Raw genomic sequence first — 25,629 nt, 5'->3', positions numbered from 1 at the left:
TATCGCCGCTACCGAGCCGAGCCCCGGCGAGTGCGGGCGGAGCGAGTGCGGGCAGCGGCGGCACGGCGGGCCTTCCGCTCCGCCAGCGCGGCCGCGGTGGACGGCTCGCGGCGGGCGAAGCCGACCACCAGTCCGAGCGCCACCAGGGTGGGCATCAGCGAGGAGCCACCGTAGGAGACCAGCGGCAGCGGGATCCCGATGACCGGCAGCAGGGCCAGGACCATCCCGACGTTGATCATCATCTGTCCGACCAGCCACACCATCACACCCCAGGTGGCGTAGCGCACGAACGGGTCGCGGGCGTCCCGGGCGATCTTGAGACAGGCGTAGGCGAGCACCGCGAAGAGGCCGATCACCAGCAACGTGCCGACCAGGCCGAGCTCCTCGCCGAGGACGGCGAAGATGAAGTCGGTGTGTGCCTCGGGCAGGTCGCCCCACTTCTGCTGGGAGGCGCCGATGCCCTGACCGAACAAGCCCCCGGAGGAGAGCGCGTACAGCCCGTGTCCGGACTGCCAGCCGGCGCCGTGGAAGTCCTTGAACGGGTCGACGAAGTTGGTGATCCGCTTGAGCCGCTCGGGGCTGGTGCCGATGAAGAACAGCACGCCGACGCCGATCACCGACGCGGACAGTCCGAAGAGCTTGCCGGGGGCACCGACCACCCACAACAGGCCCAGCATGAGGGCGAAGAAGACCAGCGCGGTGCCCAGGTCCCGGCCGAGCAGCACCAGCCCGGTGGCGGCGAGCATGCCCGGCACCACCGGCATGATGACGTGGTGCAGGCTCTCCAGCCGCCGCTCCTTGTGCGCGTAGACGTGCGCCGCCCACAGGATCAGGGAGAGCTTGGCGATCTCGGACGGCTGGATCGACAGCGCGCCGACGCCGAGCCAGTTCTTGTTGCCGTTGACCTCGTGGCCGAGGAAGGCGGTGGCCAGCAGCAGCACACACGAGACCAGGTACGCCGGCCAGGTGAAGCGCCGTACCCAGCGCAGCGGCAGCCGGGAGGCGATGACGGCGCAGGGAATGCCGATGGCGACCCAGATCAGTTGCCGCTCGACCATGGCGTAGGAGTTGCCGTAGGTCGTGTAGGACCACACGCTGGAGGCGGAGAGCACCATGATCAGGCCGATGGTCAGCAGCAGCGCCGACGAGCCGAGCAACAGGTAGTAGGCGGTCAGCGGACGGTCGAGAGCCTCGCGCACCGTGCCGAGCCAGGTGAGGCGTGCGACTCGCCCGGTGAACCCGGTCCGATCGGCGCCGTCCCCGTGATCGGCACCCTCCCCGAGCGAGGGCCGAGCCAGCTCGTCGGGGTTCGCGGTGGTCACTGTGCGCCTGCCCCTTCCGCGGTCGATGTCGCCTAGGGACCGGTTCGGCCCCGCACGGCCGCGGCGAACGCCTCGCCACGAGCCTTGTAGTCGCGGAACTGGTCCTGCGAGGCGCATCCGGGAGCCAGGAGGACGGTGTCACCCGCCTGAGCGAGCCCGGCGGCGGCCCGCACGGCCGACTCCATGACTGCGCGACCAGTCTCGCCGTCGGCGACCTCGATCCGGGGCACATCCGGCGCGTGTCGCACGAGTGCGGCCGCGATCGCCTCCCGGTCGCGTCCGATCAGTACGACCCCCCGCAGCCGGTCCCGCACGGCCCGGACCAGCTCGTCGAAGCCGGCCCCCTTGGCCAGTCCGCCGGCGACCCACACCACCGGGTCGTAGGCCTGCAACGAGGACCGGGCGGCGTGCGGGTTGGTGGCCTTGGAGTCGTCCACCCAGGTGACGCCGTCGGCGACGGTCACCACCTCGATCCGGTGGCCGTCGGGGCGGAAGTCGCGCAGACCGTCGCGGACCGCGGCCCGGCTCACCCCGTGTGCCCGGGCGAGCGCCGCCGCGGCCAGCGCGTTCTGCACGTAGTGCGGCGCCTGGCTGGCCAGGTCGCGCAGCTGGCACAGCTCGGCGGCGCTGGAGTGCCGCTCGGCGATGAAGGCCCGGTCGACCAGGATGTCCTCGACCAGACCGAGCATGCCGATGGCCGGCATGCCCAGGGTGAAGCCGATCGCACGGGCCCCCTCGGTCACGTCCGCGTCCCGCACCAGCTGCTCGGTGACGGGGTCGGCCACGTTGTAGACGCAGGCCCGCGAGACACGCTGGTAGATGCGGCCCTTGTCGGCGGCGTACCGCGACATCGCGCGAGCTCCTCGCTCCTCGCCGCTGCCCGCCTGCGAGCGCGGATCCAGCGAGGAATACCAGTCCAGGTGGTCCTCGGCCACGTTGAGCACCGCCGCGGACTCGGCGGACATCGAGTCGGTGTAGTGCAGCTGGAAGCTGGAGAGCTCCACCGCGAAGACGTCGTACGGCGCCGGGTCCATCACCGCCTCGACGATCGGCAGCCCGACGTTGCCCACCGCGACCGAGCGCAGCCCGGCCGCCCGCAGGATGGCATCGAGCATCTGCACGGTGGTGGTCTTGCCGTTCGTGCCGGTGACGGCCAGCCACGGCGCCGCATGATCGGGATCGCGCAGCCGCCAGGCGAGCTCGACCTCGCCCCACACCGGGATGCCGCGGGCGGCCGCCTGCGCGAGCAGCGGCGCGGTCGGCTTCCAGCCCGGCGAGGTGACCACCAGGTCGACGTCGTCCGGCAGCGTCGCGGTGACGCCCTCGCCGAGCCGCACCGTGGCCCCCAGGATCCGCAGCAGCTCGGCCTTCTCGCCGCGCTCGGCGTCGGCCTCGGACTCGTCGAGCGCCGTCACGCTGGCGCCGAGGTGGGTCAGGTTGTCGGCGGCGGCGAAGCCGGAGACGCCGAACCCGGCGACCACCGCGCGCACCCCGTCCCAGGAGTCGTGCCGGCCCAGGGCGGTGGGGTCGGGCCGGTTCGGCGGCGTGGCGCCGCCCATCAGATGCCCGCCACCCATTCGCCGTAGAAGATCCCGAGCCCGGTGACCACGCACAGCCCGGTGATGATCCAGAACCTGATGACCACCGTGATCTGCTCCCAGCCGAGCATCTCGAAGTGGTGGTGGATCGGGGCCATCCGCAGGATGCGTCTGCCCTTGGTGAGGCGGAAGAAGCTGACCTGGAGCATCACCGAGAGCGTCTCGACCACGAACAGGCCGCCGAGCACGATCAGCAGCATCTCGGTCCGGGACAGGATGGCGAGGCCGGCCAACGCCGAGCCGAGGGCGAGCGAGCCGGTGTCGCCCATGAAGATCTTCGCCGGAGCGGCGTTCCACCACAGGAAGCCGAAACAGGCGCCGGTGATGGCCGCCGAGACGATCGCGAGATCGAGCGGGTCGCGGACGTTGTAGCAGGTGCCGATCTCGACCGACGGCCGCCCGCAGCGCTGGTTGTTCTGCCAGATGTTGACCAGGGTGTAGGCGCCGAAGACCATCACGCTGGAGCCGGTCAGCAGCCCGTCCAGACCGTCGGTGAGATTGGTGGCGTTGCTGGTCGCGGTCACCATCAGCCAGATCAGCGCCAGCACCACCACCGTCGGCAGCGTCCAGCCGAGGTCGCGGATGAAGGAGAGCGCGTGCGAGGCGGGCTCGAGGCCTCGGTCGTTCTTGATCTCGGGCAGCAGCGCGATGATGCCGAAGACGAGGGCGATCACCGTCTGGCCGACCATCTTGGCCTTGGAGCGCAGCCCGAGGCTGCGCTGCTTGTAGACCTTGATGAAGTCGTCGAGGAAGCCGACCAGGGCCATCCCGACGTAGAGGAAGAGCAGCAGCAGGGCGGAGGCCGACGGAGCCGAGCCGGTGATCAGCTTGGCGGCGAAGTACGCCAGCACCGAGGAGAGCACGATCGCCACGCCGCCCATGGTGGGAGTGCCGCGCTTGGTGTGGTGGCTGGTCGGGCCGTCGTCGCGGATCTCCTGCCCGTAGCCCCACCGGGTGAACTGCCGGATCGCCAGGCGGGTGCCGAGCAACGAGAGAAGCAACGCGATGGCGCCGCTCAGCAGGATTGCTCTCATGGCAGCCGGCTGTCCTCCTTGTGGTGTGCTCCCGTGAGATCTCGGCCGGGTCGGCGCGCACACCTCACCGATCGGCCCTCGGCATTCTCTCCCAACCGACCCGGATCCGCGCGCTCCCCCGCCGCGAGAGCCTCACGAACCTGTGCGAGCGATCTCACGCAGCACCTGGGCGGCGACCACCCGGTCGTCGAAGGGATGGACCACGCCGGCGACCTCCTGGCCGGTCTCGTGTCCCTTGCCGGCGATCAGCACGATGTCGCCCGGGCCGGCGCGACCAACGGCCTCCTCGATGGCGGTACGGCGGTCGCCGTGCTCGATCACCGTCGCCCGCTCGGCCGCGGGCACCTGGGCCGCACCGGCCAGCACCGCGGCCCGGATCGCGGCCGGGTCCTCGGAGCGCGGGTTGTCGTCGGTGACCACCAGCAGGTCGGCGGCACGAGCCGCGATCTCGCCCATCACCGGGCGCTTGCCGGTGTCCCGATCGCCACCCGCACCGAGCACCACGATGAGTCGGCGGGAGGCGAGCGGCCGCAGGGTGCGCAGCACCGCGGCGACCGCGTCGGGCTTGTGGGCGTAGTCGACCACCACGGTGAAGTCCTGGCCGGCATCGACCCGCTCCAGCCGGCCCGGGACACCGCCGGCGCGATCCAGTCCGGCCACCAGCTCCTCGGGGCTCGCCAGGCCCGCCTCGATCCCGGCCGCCAGCGCCGCGGTCGCGTTGGCCACGTTGAAGTCTCCCGGCAGGTGGCAGCGGGCCCGCAGCTCGACGCCCGGCCCCCGCAGGGTGAACTCCGAGCCGTTCGGACCGAGGGCCAGGTCGACGGCCATCCAGTCCGCTCGACGACCGGTGACCGAGAAGCTGCGCATCTCGACGGGCGCCTGCGCCCACAGCCGTCGACCGTGCTCGTCGTCGACACAGGCCAGGCCCAGGCGGGCCCGGTCCGGGGTGAACAGCGAGGCCTTGGCCAGGTAGTAGTCCTCCAGGTCGCGGTGGAAGTCGAGATGGTCACGACCGAGGTTGAGGAAGACCGCGACGTCGAAGACGATCCCGTCCACCCTGCCCATCACCAGCGCGTGGCTGGAGACCTCCATCGCGCAGGAGGCGACCCGCTCCTCGACCATCAGCGCGAACAGGCCCTGCAGGTCCGGTGCCTCGGGAGTGGTGAGGGCGGTCGCCAGATCACGGCCGGCGACTCGGGTGCCGACCGTGCCGACCACCGCCGAGCGGCGACCGGCACCGCTGAGCGCGGCCTCCAACAGCCTGGTGGTGGTCGTCTTGCCCTGCGTGCCGGTGACCCCGACCATGGCGATCTCCCGGGTCGGGTGACCGTAGACCCGGGCGGCCACCTCGCCGAGCACGTGGCGCGGTTCGGCCGCCACCAGCAGCGGCACCCCGGCCGGCGTCCGGGACGCCCCGGCCGGATCGGTGAGCACCGCGACCGCACCGGCCGCCAGGGCCTCGGCGAGGTAGTCGATGCCGTGTGCGCGGCGCCCGGGCAGGGCGGCGTACAGGTCGCCGGGCAGGACTCGCTGCGAGCTCAGCGACATCCCGGCCACGGTCGTCTCCCCCGGTCCGCGCAGCTCGATGCCCGCCACGGCCAGCGCCGCCAGCTCGGTCCGCCCGGGGTGGCGGGGCCGGGTGGCGACGCTGGGCCGTTCACTGGGCCGATCGAGGCCGTCGTACGGGCTGGTCACGCCGGGCAGAGTAGCCCAGGACGGGGCCGCCGCGCGGCTTCGGCGGCTCGGCCCGGCGTTCTTGTCGGGCGTTCTCGTCGGGCGTTCTCGTCAGGCGTTCTTGCGGAGCTCGGCCAGGGCGCTGCCGGAGATGTCCGCCGGCTCCTCGCCGGGGACCAGGAGCAGCACCGGACGTTCGGCCTGCTGAGCGAGGGTGGAGGTGATGCTGCCGTCCGCGAACTGGGCGAGCGCGCCCCGACTGGAGCGACCCAGCGCGATCGCGCGCGCGTCCACCGCGCGGGCGTGGTCGGCGATCGCATGACCGATGCTGGCGTGGTCGCCCACGCTGTGCACCACGACGCCGCTGGCCTGGACGCCGATCTTCGCCAGCCGGTCCAGGTGGGCGCGCACGGCGGCCCGGGCGCTCTCGGCGTCCTCGGCGTCGATGGCCAGGTCCTCGATCACCTCGGTCTGGCGCACGTGCACGATCTCCAGGGCCGCCTGCTCGCGGGTGGCCAGCTCGGCCGCCTGGCCGACCACGCTGCCGGCGTCGGTCAGGGCACCCACGGCCACCACGATCGGGCGAGCCGCGGCGCCCACCGCGACGCCCACCGGCTCGAGGGTCGGGGTCACCTTCTCGGGCTCGTCGAGCTGCTTCTCCGCGGCCGTGACCAGCTTGGCCCCCGAGGCGAGCACCACGATGGCGAGCACGAACGCGAAGGCGCCCAGGAAGAACGGCGGACCGTAGGCCGGGTCGGCGGCGCTGCCGATCCCCTCGGCGATCTTGCCGGCGACGAACGGCGCCAGGCCGCCGCCGATGAACCGGACGAAGCCGTACGCGGAGGAGGCGACCGAGCGCTCGACCGGGGCGACCAGCATCACCGCCTGGGTGGTGAGGGTGTTGTTCAGGCCGATGCCGGCACCCGAGGCGATGACGGCGACGATCACGACGGCCGGCGTACCGGAGCCGACCGCGATGACCACCATCAGCGCGGCCAGGTAGGCCATGTTGGCGTAGAGCACCTTGACGGTGCCGAACCGGGCCTGCAGCCGGGGTGCGACCCAGACCGAGAAGAGGGCGACCAGCGCGCCCCAGCCGGTGAAGACCAGGCCGAGCTGGATCGCGTCGAGGTTCATCGGGTAGGGCGCGTAGCCGAGCAGGGTGAAGAAGCCCCAGTTGTAGAGCAGGGCCATGATCCCCATGATCAGCAGCCCACGGTGGCGCAGCGCCTTGATCGGCGCGAGCAGCTCGGTCTTCTTCTTCGGCTTGGGCATGGACGGGACGAAGAGCAGCGTCGCGATCATCGCGATCGCCATCAGCACCGAGACCCCGAAGAACGGGCCGCGCCAGCTGATGTTGCCGAGCAGGCCACCGAGGAGCGGGCCGACGGCGATCCCGACGCCGAGCGCGGTCTCGTAGAGGATGATGGCGCCGGCGAAGCCGCCGGTCGCCGAGGCGACGATGACCGCCAGACTGGTGGAGATGAACAGCGCGTTGCCGACGCCCCAGCCGGCCCGGAAGCCGACGATGCCGCCGATGCTGTTGGAGGCGCCCGCCAGCGCGGCGAAGACGACGATCAGGACCAAGCCGATGGCCAGCGTCGCCTTGGGGCCGACCCGGCTGGAGAACCAGCCGACCACCAGCATCATCACCGCCGTCACGACCAGATAGCTGGTGAACAGCAGCGAGATCTGGGACGGCGAGGCGCCGAGGCTCTCCCGCAGCGAGGGCAGGATCGGGTCAACCAGCCCGATCCCCATGAACGAGATGACGCAGGCGAACGCTACCGCCCACACCGCTCGTGGCTGATTGAACGGCGACGCGGTGGCGCCGTGTGATGCACTCATGTGCGGATCCTTCTTCTGTAGTCGTGGAGCGTGGTCGACCGCACCGGGTCGAGGCGCACGTTCTCAGTCGAGCGCGCTGTCGAGCAGTCGGTCGAGGGCGGGGAGGGCGGCGGCGAGTGCGGCGCGGTCCTCGGCGGAGAGCCCGTCGAGCAGCCGGGCGATCTCGGCCACTCGCTGGCTGCGACGCCGGTCGAACAGCTCGACGCCGCGATCGCAGATCGCCACCTCGACCCCTCGCCGATCGCCCTCGCTCGCCTGGCGACGGACGAGCCGGTCGCGCTCGAGCCGGGTGACCAACTGCGTCATCGCCGGCTGGGAGACGCCCTCGGCGCGGGCCAGCTCGGTCAGTCGCTGGGGCCCGAGCCGGCGCAACCGGCTGAGCACCGCCGCGGCCGTGGGCGACAGCTCCGTGCCGAGGGTCAGCTCGCGGACGAACCGCACCAGCCGCTCGATCACCGCGCTCAGCTCGCGCGCCTCGACCTGGCGCGACACCGCTTGTTGCATAAGTTCGTTATAACATAACGAGCTTATGTAACGCAACCCGCCGCGGACCCGGCGGGGTCGGTCACCAGGTGGTGGGCAGGGTCGAGGCGGCGGTGTTGGTCGGCTCGACGCCGTAGCGCCGCAGCGCGAAGCCCATCACCTTGGAGAAGACCGGGCCGGCCACCGAGCCGCCGCCACCGCCGTTGCGCGGGTTGTGCACCACGACGTACACGGTGAACCGGGGGTTGTCAGCCGGCGCGAAGCCCGCGAAGGACACGTCGAAGGTCCCGTCGTAGCAGCCGCAGTCGGTGTTGACCCGCTGCGCCGTGCCGGTCTTGCCCGCCACCAGATAGCCCTTGACCGCCGCGCCGGGTGCGGTCCCGGCCACGGGGTCGACGACCCGCTGCATCATCAGCTCCATCTGGTGGGCGGCCTTCTTGCTCACCACTCGCCGCCGGGTGGTGGTGTCGGTGCCGACGGTCTGGCCGCTGTCGGTGGTGGCCTTGCCGATGACCAGGCTCGGGTCCACCCGGACGCCGCCGTTGGCGACCGCGTTGATGGCGGCAGCCTCCTGGACCACGTTGACGGCGACCGACTGACCGAAGTCGATGCGGTCCTCGTCGGCGGCCGTCCAGTCCGCCTTGGAGGTCAGCAGGCCGGCCGACTCACCGTCCAGGCCGATGTTCGTCTTCTGGCCGAGACCGAACTTGACCAGGTACTTCCGGAGCTGGCCCTGCTTGAACTTGTTGGACGCCAGCACCGTGCCGATGTTGGAGGACTGCGCGATCACGCCGGCCAGGGTCAGCCGGATGTCGCCGTGGCTCCACCAGTCGTGGATGGCCGAGTCGCCACTCTGGTAGGAGCCCGGGACGGTCAGGCGGGTCTTGTCGCTCACCTTGCCGGCGTCGATCAGCGCGGAGAGGGTGAGGACCTTCTGCACCGACCCCGGCTCGTAGGGGTCGGAGACCGAGGGCGCGCCGCGGTACTTGCGAGCGCTGGCGCCCGGGTCGTTGGCGTCGTAGGTCGGATAGTCCGCGAGGCTGAGGATCTCGCCGGTCTTGGTGTCCATCACGACCGCCGAGGCGGACTCGGCGCCGGAGGACTGGACCGCCTTCATCAACGTGCGCTGCACGTACCACTGCAGTTCCTGGTCGATGGTCAGCGTGATGTCGGTGCCGTTGACCGGATCCTTGCGGGTCGACTTGCCGAGCGGGATGCGGGCGCCACCGGAGCCGCTGTCGTACTCGTAGGTCGCATGCCCGTCGACGCCGGCGAGCTCGGAGTTGAACGACATCTCCAGCCCCGCCAGCGGTCCGTCGGTGCCCATGAAGCCGACCACGTTGGCGGCGACGTCGCCACCCGGGTACTCCCGGATCGGGTCGCGCTCGGTGGTGAGTCCGTCGAAGCCCTTGTTCTCCGCCGCCTGCAGCGCCGCGTTCGCCTTGGCCGCCGGCACCTGCCGGGCGACATAGGAGAAGCGGGTGTCCTTCTTGCGCAGCGCGGCGAGCACGGTGGCGTAGTCGAGGTCGAGTCGCCGGGTGAGCAGCGTGGCCAGCGCGGCGGCATGCTGCTCGGTGAGCGTCGGGTCGGCGATGACGGCCAGCCCGTCGGCCGAGTCGGCCAGCGGTTGGCCGTTGCGGTCGGTGATCTCACCCCGCTCGGCCGGCAGCGTGACGTCGACCTCGTTCTCGGCGGCCGCCGCGGCGGCGTACGAGTTCGGGTCGAAGCCCTGCAGCTGCACCAGCCGGGCGCCGAACACGGAGAGGACCATCGCGATCACCACGAAGCCGATCCGCAGGCGCAGATGCACCCGTCCCCGGGTCGACCGCGATCCACCGACGGGACCCTTCGGCTGGGTGGTTCGGGCCACAGGTCACCTCTCCCGGCATGGCATGTCGGCAGCCGTCGCTGCGCTGGTGGTCAGTGACAGGAGCGAGCCCTGTGACTGCTGGTACTTGTCTATCGCGTCGCACCACCCGCACCCGGCTGGCGGGCGGGCGTGTCGGTCACCGGCGGGAGAACTCAGCGGGTCTTCAGGGTGCTCGACTTGGTCGTGGCGGCACCGCGCGGCTTGGTGATGTGTGGGTACAGCGGCGGCGTCGCGTCCCGATCGGCCGCCGTCGCCTCCCCCGTCACCTTCCCGCTCGGGACGCTGAGGAAGGCGGGCGTGCCGGGGATGACCATCCCGAGCTTCTGCGCCTTGGCCGCGATCGTCTGCGGATCCTGCAGCGCCTCCAGCTCGCTGTCGAGGCTCGCCTGCTGGGCGGCGAGATTGGTCGCCTGGTCCTGCAGTCGCTGCTCCGCGAACGCCGCCTGCTGCATGGAGGTGTTGAACATCAACAGGCCGACCACGCCACCGACCAACAGCAGGCTGACCAGCACCACGAACGGCAACCGGGACGCCGCCCGGCGCTGGTCGGGGACGACCCGCAGCCAGGCCCGTTGGAGCGCCACCCCGTCCAGCAACGGCTGGAGACGATTCCGTAGCGCGGTGGTGCGGATCTTGGGTGCCGCGGAGCTGCTCATGGTCGGTTCTCCTTGCCGGGGCTGGACTGCTTGACGCGCATGACGGCGCGCAGCCGCACCGAGGCGGCGCGCGGGTTGACGAGGCGTTCGGTCTCCGGGGCCTGTTCCGCGCCGCGAGTGAGCGAGCGGAAGTCGGGCTCGGCCTCGGCAGGCACGAAGGGCAGGTCGGGTGGGGCGGCCACGGCCGTCGCCGCGGCGAAGCCGCGCTTGACCATCCGGTCCTCGAGCGAGTGATAGGACTCCACCACCACTCGGCCACCGACGCCGACCGCGTCCAGGGCCGCCGGCAGCGCGCGGCGCAGACCACCGAGCTCGTCGTTGACCTCCATCCGCAACGCCTGGAAGGTGCGCTTGGCCGGGTGGCCGCCGGTACGGCGCGCCGGCGCCGGGATCTCGGCGTAGAGCAGCTCCACCAGCGCCGCACTGGTGGTGAACGGCTGTCGCTCGCGGCGGTGTACGACGGCCGCGGCGATCTTCGTGGCGAACCTCTCCTCGCCGTACTCACGCAGCACCCGGGCCAGCTCGGCGACGGCGTAGGTGTTGAGCACGTCGGCCGCGGTCCGGCCGGTGGAGGCGTCCATCCGCATGTCCAGCGGGGCGTCCTCGGCGTAGGCGAACCCGCGCTCGCGCTGGTCGAGCTGCATCGAGGAGACGCCCAGGTCGAGCAGCACGGCGTCGGCGCCGCCGGTCGGGGCGAGGCCCTGTCCGGCCAGGACGGCGGCGATGTCGTCGTAGGTCGCGTGTACGCCGACCCACCGCTCGCCGAAGGGGGCGAGCCGCTCCCCCGCCAGGGCCAGCGCCGTGGTGTCCCGGTCGATGCCGATCACTCGCGCCCCGGGCAGCCGGGACAGCACCGCCTCGGCGTGGCCGCCATGGCCGGTGGTGCCGTCGACCAGGACGGCGCCCCGGCGGTCCAGGGCGGGAGCCAGCAGCTCGACGACCCGGTCCAGCATGACCGGAACGTGCTGCTGGCCTGCCACGGTGTCGACCCCCATCGGTGCGGCTGTGGTGTTGCTGATCTGCGCGTGTGACTGATGTGACTGAAGTGACTAGTGGTGTCTCGGACAATGCAACGGATCCGCAGAGCCAGGTCTCACGCCCGCTCCCGCGACCCGTCCGGAACCGGGGAAGTTGCTCCGGAAGGGCTTGAGAGCGGGACTGAGACCTCGTCCTGCGGATCCGCTTTTCACTTCGTGTCTCGCCGGGCGAGGGTGCTGCTCAGTCCTCGTCGAGTTCGGCGAACTTCGCCTGAGCACCGGTGGAGTACTCCGTCCAGCGATCCGGCTCCCAGATCTCGATCCGGTCCATCACGCCGATCACCACCACGTCCTTGGTGATGCCGGCGTAGGCCCGCAGCAGGGGCGGGATCACGATCCGACCCTGCTTGTCCGGCGAGGACTGCTCCGCGCCGGCGAACAGCACACGTGCGTAGTCGCGAGCGCCTCGCGAGGTCAGCGGCGTCTGCTGCGCCCGTTGGGCCTCGGTCATGAAGACGTCCTCGGGCCACACGACCAGGCAGTTCTCCTGACCCTGTGTCACGACGACCCCTTCCGCCAGTCGTTCCCTGAACTTCGCCGGGAGGAAGAGCCGCCCCTTCTCGTCGAGCTTCGGCGTGTACGTGCCCATGAAGAACATGCGGGCGCCTCCACGTCGACCGATCGGTGGGATCCTCCTCCACTTTGCCCCACAGTACCCCACTTTCCCCCACCGTCAACCACAAGTACCCACTCACCGGCCGAATCCGCCCCTAGAACAGGCGAGTCGGTCTCGGGAACGGTCGAGTCGGTCCCCAGGACGGTCGAGTCGGTCTCGGGAACGGTCGAGTCGGTCCCCAGGACGGTCGAGTCGGTCTCGGGAACAGGCGAGTCGGTCCTGGGAACAGGCGAGTGGCGTGTTCGGACCGAGGTACGACCCAACTCACCACTCGGCTGTCCGGACGACCTACTCGGCTGTGCGTACGACCTACTCGACCGTCCGGAGGACCGATTCGGCTGCCACGAGACGCGGTGACCACGGACGCCGTACGGTGGGATCTAGCTGGGACGGGAAGGACACGGGGTGACGACGACGTCGACGCACGCGGGTGGCGGTGGAGCAGACCTGGAGACGGTGGCTCGGGTCGCCGGACAGATCCGCGCCAACATCGAGCGGGTCATCGAAGGCAAGCCGGACGTCGTCTTCTCCGCGCTGGTGGTGCTGCTGGCCGAGGGGCACCTGCTGATCGAGGATGTGCCGGGGGTCGGCAAGACCCAGCTGAGCAAGGCGCTGGCACGCTCGATCGACTGCTCGGTGCGTCGCATCCAGTTCACCCCGGATCTGCTGCCCTCCGACGTCACCGGCGTCTCGGTGTTCAACCAGAACAGCCGGGAGTTCGAGTTCCGACCGGGCGGCGTCTTCGCCAACATCGTGGTCGGCGACGAGATCAACCGTGCCTCCCCCAAGACCCAGTCCGCGCTCCTGGAGTGCATGGAGGAGCGCCAGGTCACGGTCGACAACGTGACCTATCAGCTCGACTCCCCGTTCATGGTGATCGCGACCCAGAACCCGATCGAGATGGAGGGGACCTACGCGCTGCCGGAGGCGCAGCGGGACCGGTTCATGGCGCGGGTCTCGGTGGGCTACCCGCAGCACTCCTCCGAGATCGCGATGCTCGCCAACCACACCGGCACCAACCCGCTCGACGACCTCGAGCCGGTCACCGACGGGACCGAGATCCGCAAGCTGATCGACATCGTCAACCAGGTCTACGTCGCCGATGCGGTGCGCACCTACACGGTCGGGCTCACCTCGGCGACCAGGGCGACCACCGAGTTCGCACTCGGCGCCTCACCCCGCGCCAGTCTGCACCTGCTGCGGGCCGCCAAGGCCTCGGCCGCGCTGCAGGGCCGGGACTTCGTCCTGCCCGACGACGTACGCCGGCTGGCGGTCCCGGTCCTCGCCCATCGACTGCTTCCCTCCACCCAGGCAGCGCTGAGCGGGCGCTCCGTCGCCGACCTGCTCGCCGCCGTGGTGGCCGGCATCCCGGTGCCGGCCACCACCTAGCGGAAGGTGAACCGATGCGCGAGGCACTCTCCGGGCTGACCATCCGCGGGCGCGCCTTCCTCGGCGCCGGAGTCACCGCGCTGGTCTGCGCGATCATCATCGACCAGCGGTCGCTGCTGCGCGTCGGCGTCCTGCTGATCGCGCTGCCTCTGGTCACCGCGATGGTGGTCGGGCGCGGGCGTTACCGGGTCTCGCTGGTGCGGGTGGTCGAGCCCGACCATGTCGAGATCGGCCAACCGACGACGGTCGAGGTGACGATCGTCAACGAAGGCTGGATCCCGACCGGCACGCTGATGCTCGAGGAGCAGGTGCCCTACACCCTCGGTAGCCGGCCGCGGTTCGTGGTGGACCGGATCGGGCACGGTTGGCGACGCCGGGTGCGCTACCGGCTGCGCTCGGATCTGCGCGGCAGGTTCCAGATCGGTCCGATGCGGGTCACCGTGGCCGATCCGTTCGGCCTGGTCGAGCTCGGCAGATCGTTCCAGACCAGCTCCGCGTTGACCGTCACGCCTCGAACCGTGCCGCTCTCGCCGGTCAACCTGTCCGGCAGCGCCACCGCATCGGGCGACAGCAGACCACGGGCGTTCTCCGGTGGCAGCGCCGAGGACGTCACGGTCCGGGAGTATCGCCGCGGCGACGACCTGCGGCGGGTGCACTGGCACAGCTCCGCGCGGGTCGGGGAGCTGATGGTGCGCCGCGAGGAGCAGCCCTGGCAGGCTCGCGCCACGGTCTTCATCGACAACCGCGAGATCGCCCACCGTGGCCACGGCTCCGCCTCCTCGTTCGAGGCCGCCGTCTCCACCGCCGCCTCGATCGCCACCCACCTGAGCCAGCGTGGCTTCTCGGTGCGGCTGACCACCTCGTCGGGACAGATCAGCGGAGCGTGGCACGCGCGCGAGCTGGACGCGGTCACGTTGCTCGACACCCTGGCCGTCCTGGCCGCGACGCCGGCCACCGCGATCGACGACTCCTGGCTCGGCGAGGCCGGTCAGAGCGGACTGACGGTGGCGGTCCTGGGGGCAGTCGACGACAGCGATCTCGGCGTGTTGCGCCGCGTCCGGCATCAGGCCGGCGCCGCGTTCGCGTTCGTGCTGGACGTCTCCGCCTGGGATGGTCCGGGTAGCCATGCGGCCGGCATGATCGGTGCCACCGCCCCGCGCAGAGGCCGTCCCGAGGACTCTCCCCGCCTCACTCAGCTGAAGGGCTGGAAGGCGATCGGCCTGGGGCCCGCCGACTCACTCGACGCCGCCTGGATCTCGCTCGCCACTCGCGGAGAACGCGGCGCCACCCGGGACGGTGTGCAAGACGGTGCACGTGATGGTGCACGTGATGGTGGGACGCCGCCCGCCCGGCCGGCGGAGGCGACCCGATGAGCGTCTCGACCGCCCGCGGGCGTCGGGTCGCGATCTCGGTCGCCTCCCTGGCCACCGTCGCGATGGCACTGCTCGGCTGGCGCAGCTTCGCGGGTGACCCGAACGGGTTCTTCCCCGCGGTCATCGGCATCGGCCTGGCGGTCATCCTGCTCGGCGTGCTCGGCCGGGCCGCCCGGATGCCGTGGGCGATGGTGGCGCTCGTCCAACTGCTGGTCGCGGCCCTGCTCGCCAACCTGGCCTGTTACGGCTTCCTGGTCCCGGTGACCGCCGCTCAACGCGACCACCTCGTCCTGGTCCTCAACCACGCCTACGACGAGGCCTACCGCTATGACCTGCCGATGCAGGTCAGCGGCGGGATCGGACCGTATCTGATCTACGGCGGCACCCTCGCCGTGCTGCTCGCGGAGTGGTGCTCACGGCGTCGGCCGCCGCTGGTCGGGTTGGTCGCACTGACCTGCTTCGCGGTCACCTTCGGGCTCGCCGACAGCGGCATCGCCTGGTGGGTCTTCGTGCTGACCGCCGCCGCCTATCTCGTCCTGCTCACCCTGCACCAGGCCGACCGGTTGGCCCACTGGGGCCGCCGGCTCGACCCGGGTGCGAGCACCGGCATGACGGCCGACGGCGATGCCCGACCGCACGGCTTCTGGGACACCGGCCCCGGAGCGATCGGGGTGGCCGCGACCGCGCTCGCGCTCGTCGTACCGGTCTTCATCCCCACCCTCGATCTCGACCTGACCGGCCTCGGCCCGGGTGGCAACGGCTCCGGGCCGATCCGGGTCAGCAACCCCACCGTGGGCATGTACGACGACCTGCGCAGTCAGTCCCCGAAGGTGCTGATGACCCTCACCCGGACCTCGGGGGCAGACGTCACCCCGTCGTACCTCCGGATCGCCACCCTCACCTCGTTCAACGGCAACGAGTGGACCCCGGGCAACCGCCGGATCCCGGCGAGCAACACCGGACACGCCAGGTTCAGCCCGCCGAACGGCGACAAGAAGATGCTCGGCGACTCGACCACCTACACCTTCACCGCCAGCAACGACTTCGAGTCCCGCTGGCTGCCGACGTTCGTCTACACCACCCGGATCGATGCCGACGGCGAGTGGCGCTACGACTCCAGCACGCAGGACTTCCTGGCGGCCGACCGGGACGGCAACCTGAACACGGCCGGCGAACGGTGGACCGCGACCTCGGCACCGCTCACCCCGACCAAGGAACAGCTGCTCGCGGCGGGCTACGGCAGCGGCGGGCTCTCCTCCCAGCTGACCGCGCTGCCGGACGTGCCGGACCAGGTCGGCCGGATCGCGACCCGGGTGACCGCCGAGGCGTTCACTCCGTTCGAGAAGGCCGTCGCGCTGCAGAACTGGTTCCGCGACACCGGCGGCTTCACCTACAGCCTGCGCCGGCCGGGCGGCACCAGCGGCAACGACCTGCTGCACTTCATCACCGACCAGAAGATCGGCTACTGCCAGCAGTTCGCCACCGCGATGGCGGCGATGGCCCGCTCGCTGGGCATCCCGGCACGGGTCGCGGTCGGATTCCTGCACGGCGAGAAGACCGCCGACGGCGACTGGGTGTTCCGCGGCGAGGACATGCACGCCTGGCCGGAGCTGTACTTCTCCGGCGTCGGCTGGGTCAGCTTCGAGCCGACGCCGGCCGCGGCCGACACCACCGCGCCGAGCTACACCAGTGGCGTGTTGACCGACGACTCCACGAGCGGGGATGGCGGCACCGAGCAGAGCGGGCCGACCCAGGACGATCAGGCCAACCAGCCGGAGAGCCGGAAGAGCACCTCGCCGACTCCCACCCCGACCCCCGACACGGCCACCACGACCGGGTCGTCGAGCGGGTCGGCTGGCTGGCTCGCACCGGTCCTCGCCGCCGCGGGACTGGCGATCGCGGTCGCGCTGGCCCTCCCCGGTCTGGTACGGCGCCGGCGCCGGCGCCGCCGGCTGGGTGGCGACCCCGACCAGGCCTGGGCCGAGCTGCAGGACACCGCGCTGGACCTGGACGTCCCCTGGCCACCGGAGCGCTCACCGCGCGAGATCGGCTCGGTGCTGGCCGACCAGCTGGTCTCGGCCGAGTCGAAGGAGGCGCTGGGTCGCGTGGTCACGGCCGTGGAGCGCAACCGCTACGCGCGCACGCCGAGCCAGGAGTCGGTCGGCGACGAAGCGGCGATGGTGATCGCCGAGCTGAGCTCCATCGCCGGCCCCGGGGTGCGTCGACGCGCGGCGGTGTGGCCCCGCTCGACCACGCGTCGCCGGCGGCCGACGGTGACGGCCCCACCGAGCGAGACCTCGGAGCTGGTCGACCACATCCGTTGACCGGCCCCCAGCCCTTGACCCGGCCTCTTGATGGACCTGATGGACCGCTGGGCGGAGCCCACGACCACGACGCGGCCGTCCACCCGGTCGCGGGGACGCATCAGCGGGAGAGGGACACCAGGAACGGCTCGGCCCACCGGGGTCCCCGGGTCACCCGCGGATCGATCCGGGTCACCACTCCTGGTCGTCGTGGTGACGGCGACGCCATCGGTCGCTGCGGCTCGACACCGAGCCATGGCCGTCCTCGCCGTCCAGCGGCGGGCTGACGTGTGCGCCGCTGGTCGCCGAGATGGCGGCGCTCGCCGAGGCCAGCATGACCAGGAAGCCCACCACGCCGATGACCCAGTAGGTGGTGATGACGCCCACCATCAGCAGCGCGACGCCGGCGAGGAAGCACAGTCCCGAGGCGACCGCACGGAGCTGCTGTGCCTGCCGCAACCTCGTCCCACGAAGCGTGGAGACGAACTTGGGGTCCTCGAGCGAGAGCGCGCGCTCCATCTGCTCGAGCGCTCGCAGCTCCTCCTCGGAGAGTGGCACCGTTCCTCCCGGTTACGTGGGGATGCCTCTAAGGATAGGCAGCACACGTCGCGGACGGTAGGGCGCGGCCGAAAATGATCCGGTCGCGCCGCGTCCCCGGATTCAGCGGGTGGCGATCAGGTGGAGCTGGGTGGCCATCGGCAGGTAGTCGCTCCTGGCCGCCACCGCGAGCTCGAGATCCACCAGCGCCGACGCGGCACCCGGCTCCAGGTCGAGCAGCGACCCGGGCACCAGATCGGTGAAGACCCGGACCCCGTGCACGCTGTGCACCTCCAGACCGGCCGACCGGACCGCGGAGGTGACCTCGTCGACGGTGAACCGACGCCCGGAGCGGCCGAGCGCGGAGGTGTCGTCGAGCAGGTCACGGGCCTGGCCGAAGTGTCCGGCCATCGCCCGAGCCAGCACCGCGGCGCTGCGCTGGCCGACCAGCAGGCTCAGCGCGCCCGAGGGGCGAAGCGCATCGCGGATGCCGGTCAGTGCGGCGGCGGTGTCGGAGACCACCTCGAGCACGCCATGGCACAACACCAGGTCCACCGGCGCGATGTCCCCGGCGGCGACGGCGTCCCCCAGCAGGGCCAGGTCGCCCTGGTGCGCCGTCACCTCGACGTCGGCCTCTCGGGCCCGGCGGGCGAGCGCGGCGAGCGCGTCCGGGCTCGGGTCGATGACCGAGACCCGGTGGCCGAGCTCCGCGATCCGCACGGCGGAGACGCCGGTGCCGCCGCCGATGTCGAGCACCTCGAGCCGCTGCCCATCGGTGAGCAGCGGATCGAGGTCCTCCCAGACCACGGCGGACCGAGCGTTGGCGCGTCGCACCGAAGGCGCACCACCGGAGTGTCGAGCGGGCCCCACTGTTGTCCCTGGCATGGCCTCAGCCTAATGGGATCCGCCCACCCACCGAGCTCGAACCACCACCGCGGGCTCAGCCGGCGCGGCGGGCCGGCTCGGCGGCCAGCGGCTGGGTCCGGGCGGAGTCGTGCGGCACCAGCCCGAGGCTGCTCTCGACCACCGCGAGGAAGCGGTCGGCGTCGCGGATCAGATCGTCGGCCTCACGCTCGGTGACGGCCCGGGAGAGCCCGGCCTCAGCGGCGGCCCGCTTGTCCGCCCCGGCCGCGAAGAAGCTCGCCCACTCGCCGAGCTCCGGGGCGAGCTCGGCCAACAGCACCCAGGCGTTGCGCTGTGGCCGCCGTCGCGTGGCGGCGACCGGCGTCGCGCGGGCCGCGATCAACGCGGCTGCGGCCCGCAGCGCCGCGACGTGGGCGAACGCATACCGGTGGGGCACGTCCGGCTCGGAGATCGCCTCGGCGAGCGACGCCGCCGAGCGCTGCAGATAGGAGTGGGTGGTCGCGGGCAGGGCGTGCATGCGCTGTTCCTTCCGGCTCACTCGACCCATCGGTCGGGGCAGTCGTCTCGGCGTGGTCATCTCGGCACTGTTCGAACATATGTTCTATCCAAGACGCTACACCCATCCGCCGGGCGGCTCAACCCGTACGGACCCGAGCCGTCGTACCAGCCCGGGGTACGCCGCCATGGCCGGGCCACCGGTGCGGAGGAGGGTCTCGAGACGCTCGGCTCGCTACCCGGCCGACGGCCTTCTCGCTGGCGCTCGCTACTCGACCGACGGGACACTCGCCGGCTCGACCGGTCCCGGATGGAAGAATCGGGTGCTGGCCGGCAGCCACAGCAGGACCAGCATCGCGACCGCCACGGCGACCTCGACGGCGCCGAGCACGACGATCAACGCCGGCAGGTCACGTGCCATCCCACCGATCGCCGCCACACAGGCGAACAGGACCAGCGCGGTGAAGCTGATCCGTGCCGACTCGTAGCCGTTGCGTACGAAGACGGCGAGCACGGCGTACAGACCGGCGAGCACGACGTAGAGGGTGACGGCGACCGGCACGATCCGGGGCGCTCGCGCGCCGGTGTACTCCGCGTTGGTGCCGGGCCAGAACTTCGGCGGGTCCTTGAGGAAGTGCAGGCCGTAGGTGTCCAGGATGCGGCGTGCCGCGGTGCTGCCCTCGGCCCAGGTGCGCACCAGGTCGTCGACTCGCAGCACGATCACCAGCGTCACCACCGCGCCGAGCGCGATCAGCACACCGAGCAGTCGCATGCTCCACACCAGAGTGGCCGGACGGTCGGCGGTCCCAGCGGTCCCAGCGGTCCCAGCGGACCCAGCGGACCCGACGACCTCGGTGGACGCAGCCGCTCCGGCGACCGGGGTCACCGGGACAGTGGCCCCCGGTTCGACGTCGCCGCGTGTCATTCGCCTCATCCCTGCCTCTCAGTCCGCGCCCGAACGATCCGCGCCCCACCGCTAGGGTCGGGCCATGGACGAGCATCCCTCCGTGGCCAGATTCCGCGCGGCCCACGCCGAGCGCGGCGGGACCGGACGCATCGTCATTCTGCCTGACTCGGTGCACACCGCCGCACTCGCCGCCGACGCGCTCGGCTGCGAGGTGGGGGCGATCGCCAACAGCCTGCTCTTCGAGGCCGAGGGCGCACCGGTGCTGATCCTGACCTCGGGGGCGCATCGGGTCGACGTGGGTACGGCGGCCGCCGCCATCGGCGTACCGCGGCTGACGCGGGCCTCCCCCGACTTCGTCCGGGCGCACACCGGACAGGTCATCGGCGGGGTCTCGCCGATCGGCCACCCGACCCCGGTGCCCACCTATCTGGACAGCTGGCTGCGCCGGTACCCCGAGCTCTGGGCGGCCGCCGGCCATCCGGCCGCGGTCTTCTCCACCACGTTCACCGAGCTGACCGCGCTGACCGGCGCCACCGAGCTCGACGTGGTCTAGCCGGATGCTCGGAGGTAACGCCCGCGTGATCCGGGGTGGCTAGCGTGGCGCCATGCGCTACCTGCAGACCCTTCACGGTCGCACCTACGAGTTCGACGGGCTGGTCGACCTGCTGGCGAAGGCGACCCCGCTACGCTCCGGCGACGTGCTGGCGGGCTGCGCCGCACAGACGGACGGCGAGCGGGCGGCGGCCAGGCTCGCGCTCGCGGACGTCCCGCTCGCCACGTTCCTCGACGAGCCGGTGGTCCCGCCGGAGGAGGACGACGTCACTCGGCTGATCCTGGAGTCACACGACGCCGAGGCTTTCGCCGGCGTACGGCAGCTCAGCGTCGGCGCCTTCCGGGAGTGGCTCCTCGAGGCCGCGGCCCGTCGCGACACGACGGCACTCCGGGACCTCGCGCCGGGTCTCACCCCCGAGATGGTCGCCGCCGTCTCGAAGATCATGCGCAACCAGGACCTCATCGCCGTGGCCGCCGCGACCGAGGTGGTCACCCGCTTCCGGACCACGGTGGGCCTGGCCGGGCGGCTGGCCACCCGGCTGCAGCCCAACCACCCGACCGACGACGCGACCGGCGTCGCCGCCTCGATCCTCGACGGACTCCTGCTCGGCTCCGGCGACGCCGTCATCGGCATCAACCCGGCCTCCGACAGCCCGGCCACCGTCGCCCGGTTGCTCCACCTCATCGACGACGTCCGGCAGCGCTACGACATCCCCACCCAGTCCTGTGTCCTCACCCACGTCACGACCACCATCGACCTGATCGCGCAGGGCCATCCGGTCGACCTGCCGTTCCAGTCGATCGCCGGCACCCAGCGCGCCAACGAGGGGTTCGGGGTGGAGCTGTCGATGCTGCACGAGGCCAACGAGGCCGCCCGGTCGCTGCGACGCGCCACGGTGGGCGATCCCGGGACCGCCAACGTGATGTACTTCGAGACCGGCCAGGGATCGGCGCTCTCCGCCGACGCCCATCTCGGCACCGGCGGCCGGCCGGTCGACCAGCAGACCCTCGAGGCCCGGGCGTACGGCGTGGCGCGCGCCTTCGAGCCGTTCCTGGTCAACACGGTGGTGGGCTTCATCGGCCCGGAGTACCTCTACGACGGCAAGCAGATCACCCGTGCCGGCCTGGAGGACCACTTCTGCGGCAAGCTCCTCGGCGTACCGATGGGCGTCGACGTCTGCTACACCAACCACGCCGAGGCCGACCAGGACGACATGGACACCCTGCTCACGCTGCTCGGCGTCGCCGGCTGCAGCTACGTGATGGGCATCCCCGGGACCGACGACGTGATGCTCGGCTACCAGTCGACCTCCTTCCACGACGCGCTCTACCTGCGGCAGGTGCTCGGGAAGCGACCCGCGCCGGAGTTCGAGGACTGGCTCGACCGGATCGGCCTGCTCACCCCGGAGGGCGGCGTCCGTGCGGTCGACCCGGCCACGACCGCGCTGCGCGAACTGGTGGCCGGCCCGCGGTGAGCGACTTCTGGGACACCCTGAGGGGTACGACGCCGGCCCGGGTCGGCCTCGGACGGGCGGGGTCGGGAGAGCCGACCGCCGCCGTCCTGGCCGCGGGCGCCGCCCATGCGGCCGCGCGCGATGCGGTCCACCTGCCACTCGATGTCGATCGGGTGGTCGCGGAGCTCACCGGGCTCGGCATGGGCGAGCCGGTCCTCGTCGCCTCGGCGGCGCCCGATCGCGCCACCTACCTCACCCGACCCGACCTGGGGCGGCAGCCGGGCTCACCGCTCCCGGCGAACGCCGGTGCGGAGCTTGCCGTCGTCGTGGCCGACGGGCTCTCCGCGACCGCGGTCCACGCGCATGCCGCGGCACTGCTCGAGGCGCTGCTCCCGCTGCTCGACGCGACCACGACGGTCGCACCCCCGGTCGTCGCCACCCAGGCCCGGCTCGCGCTGGGCGACCACCTCGGCGCGGCGCTGGGGACACGCCTCGTCCTCGTCCTCATCGGCGAGCGTCCGGGACTCTCCTCGGCCGACTCACTCGGCGCCTACCTCACCTGGGACCCCCGCCCCGGGATCCTCGACTCGGCCCGCAACTGCATCTCCAACATCCGCCCGCCGCGCGGCCTCGACTACGACACGGCGGCTCGCACCATCGCCTCGCTCATCGTCGGCGCCCGGCAGCTCGGCGCCACCGGCGTACGGCTCAAGGACGCCTCCGCCCAGCTGGGCGCGGGCGGTACCACCACCTGACCCGACCCGACCTGACCCGACCTGACCCGACCTGACCCGATCCGGCCGGTCCTCTACCCTTCGCTGCGTGCGGGCGGTGGTGATCGGTGGCGGGTACGGCGGCATGGCGGCCGCGGTGCGACTGGCCAAGCTCGGACACCGGGTGAGCCTGGTCGAGGCCGCCGACGCGGTCGGCGGCGCGCTGCGTCCGGTACGGCGCGACGGGTTCGTCTGGGACGCCTCGGCGACCTCGACGCTGCTGCCCGCGGTGATGCGTGACCTGTTCCGCAAGTCGGGCCGGCCGCTCGAGCGCGAGCTCGACCTCGAGCCCCTGCCGGTCCTGCGGCAGCATCACTTCGCCGACGGCAGCACGCTGCGGCTGGCCGGCGGCCGCGGCGCCCAGGTCGCCGCCTTCGAGGAGCTCGCCGACGGGCTGGGCCAGCGTTGGGCCGACTACGTCGCCGGGTACGCCGAGGACTGGGAGGTGCTGCGCAAGAACTACTTCGAGGTGCCCTGGGACCCGGCCGGCCTGCCCCGGGAGCTGACCGAGCGGTTCGGCTCCCGCCAGACCCTGGCCAGGCGGCTGCGGCGCGCCTTCAAGGACGAGCGAGCGCGGCTGGTGGCGGCGCACCCGTTCCTGGCCGAGGGGCACGCGCTGCGCGATGTCCCGGCCTGGGCCGGGCTGAGCGCCTATCTGGAGCAGCGCTTCGGCGGCTGGCGGCCGGTCGGCGGCATGGCCGGACTCGCGCGAGCGCTGGAGGCCCGGCTGGCCACCCGCAGGGTGGAGGTGCTGACCGCCACCACCGCGCTCGACCTGGTCGTCCGGGCCGGCCGGGTCGCCGCCGTCGCCACCAGCGCCGGCGAGATCGATGCCGACGCGGTGGTGGTCGCCATCGACCCCCGGCGGCTGCCGGCGTTGCGGGCGCAGGTCGCGGCCACGCTGCCCGCCCTGCCGCCGGCGATCACCCATGTCGGCCTGGCCGAGCCGCCCGATCACCTGGCCGGGCTGCCGGCCGAGCTGGTGCTGCACGGCGACCCGACGCTGGTGCTGCGCACCGCCCGGACCGCTGCCGGACCGGCCTGGACGGTGCACTCCTACGGCACCCTGCTCGAAGACGTGCTCCTCGCCCTGGCCCGGCACCGGATCGACGGCCGGTCGCTGGACGTGCGCGACCTGGTGATCACCCGGGTCGACCTCGGGCCGGCCGAGCTGGTCCGGCGCTGGGGCGGGTCGCCGTACGGGGTGCGATGGGCGGGTCGCCGTACCGTGTTCCGGCGGCTCGGGCCGTCCACGCCGATCCCCGGGGTCTACGCCGCCGGCGCCCATGCCAACCCCGGCGCGGGACTGCCCTACGTCGGGCTGTCGGCGGCCCTGGTCGCTCAGGCGATCGGCCCCGCCTGAGCCGGCCCCGCCTGAGCCGGTCCGCCTGAGCCGGTCCGCGAGCCGGTCCGCGAGCCGGTCTGGTCCCGTTCGGTCTGGTCCCGTTCGGTCCGGCTCAGACGGCGACGTTGAGGTGACCGAAGATCTCCAGCGTCGCCTTCGACCGGTTGAGCGTGTAGAAGTGCAGGCCGGGTGCCCCGCCGGCCAGCAGCTCCTCGCAGAGCTCGGCGGCCAGCTCGATCCCGGCGGCGCGGACCGCGGTTCGGTCCTCGCCGTGAGCGGCGAGCCGGGCGACCACGTCATCGGGGACGGCGGCACCGATGAGCTCACCCTGGCGACGGATCGCGGCCAGGTTCAGGATCGGCATGATGCCGGGCAGGATCGGCAGGTCGGCCCCGCGGTCCCGGACTCGCTCGACGAGGTCGAAGTAGTCCTGTGCCCGGAAGAACATCTGGGTCACCGCGAAGTCCGCGCCCGCCTTCGCCTTGGCGACGAGCACGTCGGCGTCGGCGTCCCGCGACGAGGCGCCGGGGTGGCCCTCGGGGAAGGCCGCCACTCCGATGTCGAAGCCACCACGCGCGGCGACCAGCTCGACCAGGTCCTGGGCGTAGGTGAGGCCCCCGGGGGTCGGCGTCCATTCCGCGCGCGGTCCCTCGGGCGGATCGCCGCGCAACAGCATCACGTTCTCGACGCCGGCCTCGGCGTAGGCGTCGAGCACGTGCTCGATCTCGGCGACGGTGTGGCCCACGCAGGTCAGATGGGCCAACGGCGTCATGCCGGTCTCCCGCACGATCCGGCTGGTGACCCGCATGGTGGTGTCGCGGGTGCTGCCGCCGGCACCGTAGGTCACCGAGACGAACGTCGGCCGGTAGGGCTCGAGGGCCCGGATGGCGTCCCAGAGCTGGTCGGTGCCGGCCTCGTCCTTGGGCGGGAAGAACTCGAACGAGAACGACCGCTGCCCGCTGCCGAGCAGGTCGGAGATGCGGGTGGGCTGCTCGGTCATGCCCGCCATTCTAGGCAGGTGGGACGGCACCACGAGCCGCCGTCCACCACCGGGAATCTCACATCGCAGTCAGCGGTCTCAGTCCCTGGTCATGCTCTGGACCCAGAACCGTGCTCAGAACGCCATCGCCTGGGCACGGCGTTTGACCTCCGAGCCGCGGTTCTCCCGCAGCGCGTCGATCGGCCGGCCGGGCAGGTCGGCGTCCAGGAACAGCCAGGCGATGCACTCCCGGTCGTCGTACCCGCCGTCGTGCAGCACGGTCAGCAGCCCGGGCAGCCCCTTGACCGGCAGCCCGTCGACGATGAGATCGGCCGGGATCCGCTGTCCCCGGACCCCGGGCGGCACCGCCGCGGCGAGCTCGTGGTCGCGGATCATGGTGCGCACCTTGCCGACCGTGACGCCCAGCCGGCGCGCGGCCTCGGCCCAGTCGATCCAGTCGGTCACCAGCGTGCCCAGGTCCTGCTCCGCGAGCGGCTTGTCGGTCATGGTCCAACTGTGA

Annotated in this window: 23 protein-coding genes; 7 read left to right on the top strand and 16 right to left on the bottom strand. The window is 71.9% G+C overall.

The window, feature by feature from the left end; genetic code table 11:
• Window positions 1-8: 8 nt before the first annotated feature.
• From ftsW to mraZ, 10 genes are all read right to left on the bottom strand, one after another.
• Window positions 9-1,322, bottom strand: a complete 1,314-nt coding sequence (ftsW, locus tag QM638_RS18855) for a putative lipid II flippase FtsW (protein WP_415144479.1) — start codon at window positions 1,320-1,322, stop codon at window positions 9-11.
• Window positions 1,323-1,354: 32 nt separating this feature from the next.
• The gene (locus tag QM638_RS18850; RefSeq protein WP_415144477.1) at window positions 1,355-2,899 is read right to left on the bottom strand and encodes a Mur ligase family protein; all 1,545 of its coding nucleotides are present in this window, start codon (window positions 2,897-2,899) and stop codon (window positions 1,355-1,357) included.
• Window positions 2,881-3,954: a phospho-N-acetylmuramoyl-pentapeptide-transferase gene (mraY, locus tag QM638_RS18845; RefSeq protein ID WP_415144476.1), complete on the bottom strand. Its 1,074-nt coding sequence runs from the start codon at window positions 3,952-3,954 to the stop codon at window positions 2,881-2,883. Before mraY ends, QM638_RS18850 begins: the two co-directional genes overlap by 19 nt.
• Window positions 3,955-4,086: 132 nt before the next feature.
• On the bottom strand, window positions 4,087-5,649 hold the full coding sequence (locus QM638_RS18840; RefSeq protein ID WP_415144474.1) for a UDP-N-acetylmuramoyl-L-alanyl-D-glutamate--2,6-diaminopimelate ligase: 1,563 nt from the start codon (window positions 5,647-5,649) through the stop codon (window positions 4,087-4,089).
• Between the two features lie 90 nt (window positions 5,650-5,739).
• Window positions 5,740-7,476 carry an MFS transporter gene (locus QM638_RS18835; RefSeq protein ID WP_415144472.1) on the bottom strand — a complete coding sequence of 579 codons (1,737 nt, stop codon included), beginning with the start codon at window positions 7,474-7,476 and terminating at the stop codon, window positions 5,740-5,742.
• 63 nt (window positions 7,477-7,539) lie between these two features.
• Window positions 7,540-7,968, bottom strand: coding sequence for a MarR family transcriptional regulator (locus QM638_RS18830; protein ID WP_415144471.1), 429 nt, complete (start codon window positions 7,966-7,968; stop codon window positions 7,540-7,542).
• Between the two features lie 73 nt (window positions 7,969-8,041).
• Window positions 8,042-9,829: a peptidoglycan D,D-transpeptidase FtsI family protein gene (locus QM638_RS18825; protein WP_415144469.1), complete on the bottom strand. Its 1,788-nt coding sequence runs from the start codon at window positions 9,827-9,829 to the stop codon at window positions 8,042-8,044.
• A 152-nt stretch (window positions 9,830-9,981) separates the two neighbouring features.
• A complete protein-coding gene (locus QM638_RS18820; protein ID WP_415144467.1) occupies window positions 9,982-10,485 on the bottom strand; it encodes a hypothetical protein in 504 nt (167 codons plus the stop codon).
• Entirely contained in the window at window positions 10,482-11,480 is a 999-nt protein-coding gene (gene rsmH, locus QM638_RS18815) for a 16S rRNA (cytosine(1402)-N(4))-methyltransferase RsmH (protein WP_415144465.1), read from the bottom strand. Before rsmH ends, QM638_RS18820 begins: the two co-directional genes overlap by 4 nt.
• A gap of 223 nt (window positions 11,481-11,703) precedes the next feature.
• Window positions 11,704-12,120 carry a division/cell wall cluster transcriptional repressor MraZ gene (gene mraZ, locus QM638_RS18810; RefSeq protein WP_415144463.1) on the bottom strand — a complete coding sequence of 139 codons (417 nt, stop codon included), beginning with the start codon at window positions 12,118-12,120 and terminating at the stop codon, window positions 11,704-11,706.
• 423 nt (window positions 12,121-12,543) lie between these two features.
• Between mraZ and QM638_RS18805 the strand changes: the two genes are divergently transcribed.
• The 3 genes from QM638_RS18805 to QM638_RS18795 are packed head-to-tail and all read left to right on the top strand — an operon-like array spanning window position 12,544 to window position 17,224.
• Window positions 12,544-13,527 (top strand): AAA family ATPase, encoded by a 984-nt coding sequence (locus QM638_RS18805; RefSeq protein ID WP_415144461.1) that lies wholly within the window; start codon window positions 12,544-12,546, stop codon window positions 13,525-13,527.
• A 14-nt stretch (window positions 13,528-13,541) separates the two neighbouring features.
• Window positions 13,542-14,900: a DUF58 domain-containing protein gene (locus QM638_RS18800; protein WP_415144459.1), complete on the top strand. Its 1,359-nt coding sequence runs from the start codon at window positions 13,542-13,544 to the stop codon at window positions 14,898-14,900.
• Window positions 14,897-17,224 (top strand): transglutaminaseTgpA domain-containing protein, encoded by a 2,328-nt coding sequence (locus QM638_RS18795; RefSeq protein ID WP_415144457.1) that lies wholly within the window; start codon window positions 14,897-14,899, stop codon window positions 17,222-17,224. Before QM638_RS18800 ends, QM638_RS18795 begins: the two co-directional genes overlap by 4 nt.
• A 171-nt stretch (window positions 17,225-17,395) precedes the next feature.
• On the opposite strand, the gene QM638_RS18790 is transcribed toward QM638_RS18795, so the two are convergent.
• The 4 genes from QM638_RS18790 to QM638_RS18775 all read right to left on the bottom strand — a co-directional run bounded on the left by QM638_RS18790 (window position 17,396) and on the right by QM638_RS18775 (window position 19,871).
• Window positions 17,396-17,761 (bottom strand): DUF3040 domain-containing protein, encoded by a 366-nt coding sequence (locus QM638_RS18790; protein ID WP_415144455.1) that lies wholly within the window; start codon window positions 17,759-17,761, stop codon window positions 17,396-17,398.
• Between the two features lie 102 nt (window positions 17,762-17,863).
• Complete coding sequence (locus QM638_RS18785) at window positions 17,864-18,574, bottom strand: methyltransferase (protein WP_415144453.1); 711 nt, start codon at window positions 18,572-18,574, stop codon at window positions 17,864-17,866.
• A 106-nt stretch (window positions 18,575-18,680) separates the two neighbouring features.
• Window positions 18,681-19,121, bottom strand: coding sequence for an SAV_6107 family HEPN domain-containing protein (locus QM638_RS18780; protein ID WP_415144451.1), 441 nt, complete (start codon window positions 19,119-19,121; stop codon window positions 18,681-18,683).
• A gap of 246 nt (window positions 19,122-19,367) precedes the next feature.
• Window positions 19,368-19,871 (bottom strand): hypothetical protein, encoded by a 504-nt coding sequence (locus QM638_RS18775; RefSeq protein ID WP_415144449.1) that lies wholly within the window; start codon window positions 19,869-19,871, stop codon window positions 19,368-19,370.
• Window positions 19,872-20,088: 217 nt separating this feature from the next.
• Here QM638_RS18775 and QM638_RS18770 point away from each other — a divergent pair, with 217 nt between their 5' ends.
• The 4 genes from QM638_RS18770 (at window position 20,089) to QM638_RS18755 (ending at window position 24,148) form a co-directional block, all read left to right on the top strand.
• Window positions 20,089-20,559 carry a YbaK/EbsC family protein gene (locus QM638_RS18770; RefSeq protein ID WP_415144447.1) on the top strand — a complete coding sequence of 157 codons (471 nt, stop codon included), beginning with the start codon at window positions 20,089-20,091 and terminating at the stop codon, window positions 20,557-20,559.
• 52 nt (window positions 20,560-20,611) lie between these two features.
• Window positions 20,612-22,033, top strand: coding sequence for an ethanolamine ammonia-lyase subunit EutB (locus QM638_RS18765; protein ID WP_415144445.1), 1,422 nt, complete (start codon window positions 20,612-20,614; stop codon window positions 22,031-22,033).
• On the top strand, window positions 22,030-22,767 hold the full coding sequence (eutC, locus tag QM638_RS18760) for an ethanolamine ammonia-lyase subunit EutC (protein WP_415144444.1): 738 nt from the start codon (window positions 22,030-22,032) through the stop codon (window positions 22,765-22,767). Before QM638_RS18765 ends, eutC begins: the two co-directional genes overlap by 4 nt.
• Before the next feature lie 67 nt (window positions 22,768-22,834).
• Window positions 22,835-24,148, top strand: coding sequence for a phytoene desaturase family protein (locus QM638_RS18755; protein ID WP_415144442.1), 1,314 nt, complete (start codon window positions 22,835-22,837; stop codon window positions 24,146-24,148).
• 94 nt (window positions 24,149-24,242) lie between these two features.
• On the opposite strand, the gene metF is transcribed toward QM638_RS18755, so the two are convergent.
• Together metF and QM638_RS18745 are read right to left on the bottom strand one after the other, a co-directional pair.
• On the bottom strand, window positions 24,243-25,130 hold the full coding sequence (gene metF / locus QM638_RS18750) for a methylenetetrahydrofolate reductase [NAD(P)H] (RefSeq protein WP_415144440.1): 888 nt from the start codon (window positions 25,128-25,130) through the stop codon (window positions 24,243-24,245).
• Window positions 25,131-25,244: 114 nt separating this feature from the next.
• On the bottom strand, window positions 25,245-25,616 hold the full coding sequence (locus QM638_RS18745; RefSeq protein WP_415144438.1) for an Rv2175c family DNA-binding protein: 372 nt from the start codon (window positions 25,614-25,616) through the stop codon (window positions 25,245-25,247).
• Window positions 25,617-25,629 lie beyond the last annotated feature (13 nt).

The sequence above is a fragment of the Nocardioides sp. genome (assembly GCF_047606145.1).
Taxonomy (GTDB): domain Bacteria; phylum Actinomycetota; class Actinomycetes; order Propionibacteriales; family Nocardioidaceae; genus Nocardioides.
Note: the sequence above shows the minus strand (reverse complement) of the source record. Positions and strands in the feature narration are given on the sequence as shown.

Coding starts and splice junctions, on each gene's coding strand:
- QM638_RS18850 (WP_415144477.1), bottom strand. CDS start 2,899: ATGGGTGGCGGGCATCTGATGGGCGGCGCCACGCCGCCGAACCGGCCC.
- mraY (WP_415144476.1), bottom strand. CDS start 3,954: ATGAGAGCAATCCTGCTGAGCGGCGCCATCGCGTTGCTTCTCTCGTTG.
- QM638_RS18835 (WP_415144472.1), bottom strand. CDS start 7,476: ATGAGTGCATCACACGGCGCCACCGCGTCGCCGTTCAATCAGCCACGA.
- QM638_RS18820 (WP_415144467.1), bottom strand. CDS start 10,485: ATGAGCAGCTCCGCGGCACCCAAGATCCGCACCACCGCGCTACGGAAT.
- rsmH (WP_415144465.1), bottom strand. CDS start 11,480: ATGGGGGTCGACACCGTGGCAGGCCAGCAGCACGTTCCGGTCATGCTG.
- mraZ (WP_415144463.1), bottom strand. CDS start 12,120: ATGTTCTTCATGGGCACGTACACGCCGAAGCTCGACGAGAAGGGGCGG.
- QM638_RS18800 (WP_415144459.1), top strand. CDS start 13,542: ATGCGCGAGGCACTCTCCGGGCTGACCATCCGCGGGCGCGCCTTCCTC.
- QM638_RS18795 (WP_415144457.1), top strand. CDS start 14,897: ATGAGCGTCTCGACCGCCCGCGGGCGTCGGGTCGCGATCTCGGTCGCC.
- QM638_RS18780 (WP_415144451.1), bottom strand. CDS start 19,121: ATGCACGCCCTGCCCGCGACCACCCACTCCTATCTGCAGCGCTCGGCG.
- QM638_RS18775 (WP_415144449.1), bottom strand. CDS start 19,871: ATGCGACTGCTCGGTGTGCTGATCGCGCTCGGCGCGGTGGTGACGCTG.
- QM638_RS18770 (WP_415144447.1), top strand. CDS start 20,089: ATGGACGAGCATCCCTCCGTGGCCAGATTCCGCGCGGCCCACGCCGAG.
- QM638_RS18765 (WP_415144445.1), top strand. CDS start 20,612: ATGCGCTACCTGCAGACCCTTCACGGTCGCACCTACGAGTTCGACGGG.
- metF (WP_415144440.1), bottom strand. CDS start 25,130: ATGACCGAGCAGCCCACCCGCATCTCCGACCTGCTCGGCAGCGGGCAG.
- QM638_RS18745 (WP_415144438.1), bottom strand. CDS start 25,616: ATGACCGACAAGCCGCTCGCGGAGCAGGACCTGGGCACGCTGGTGACC.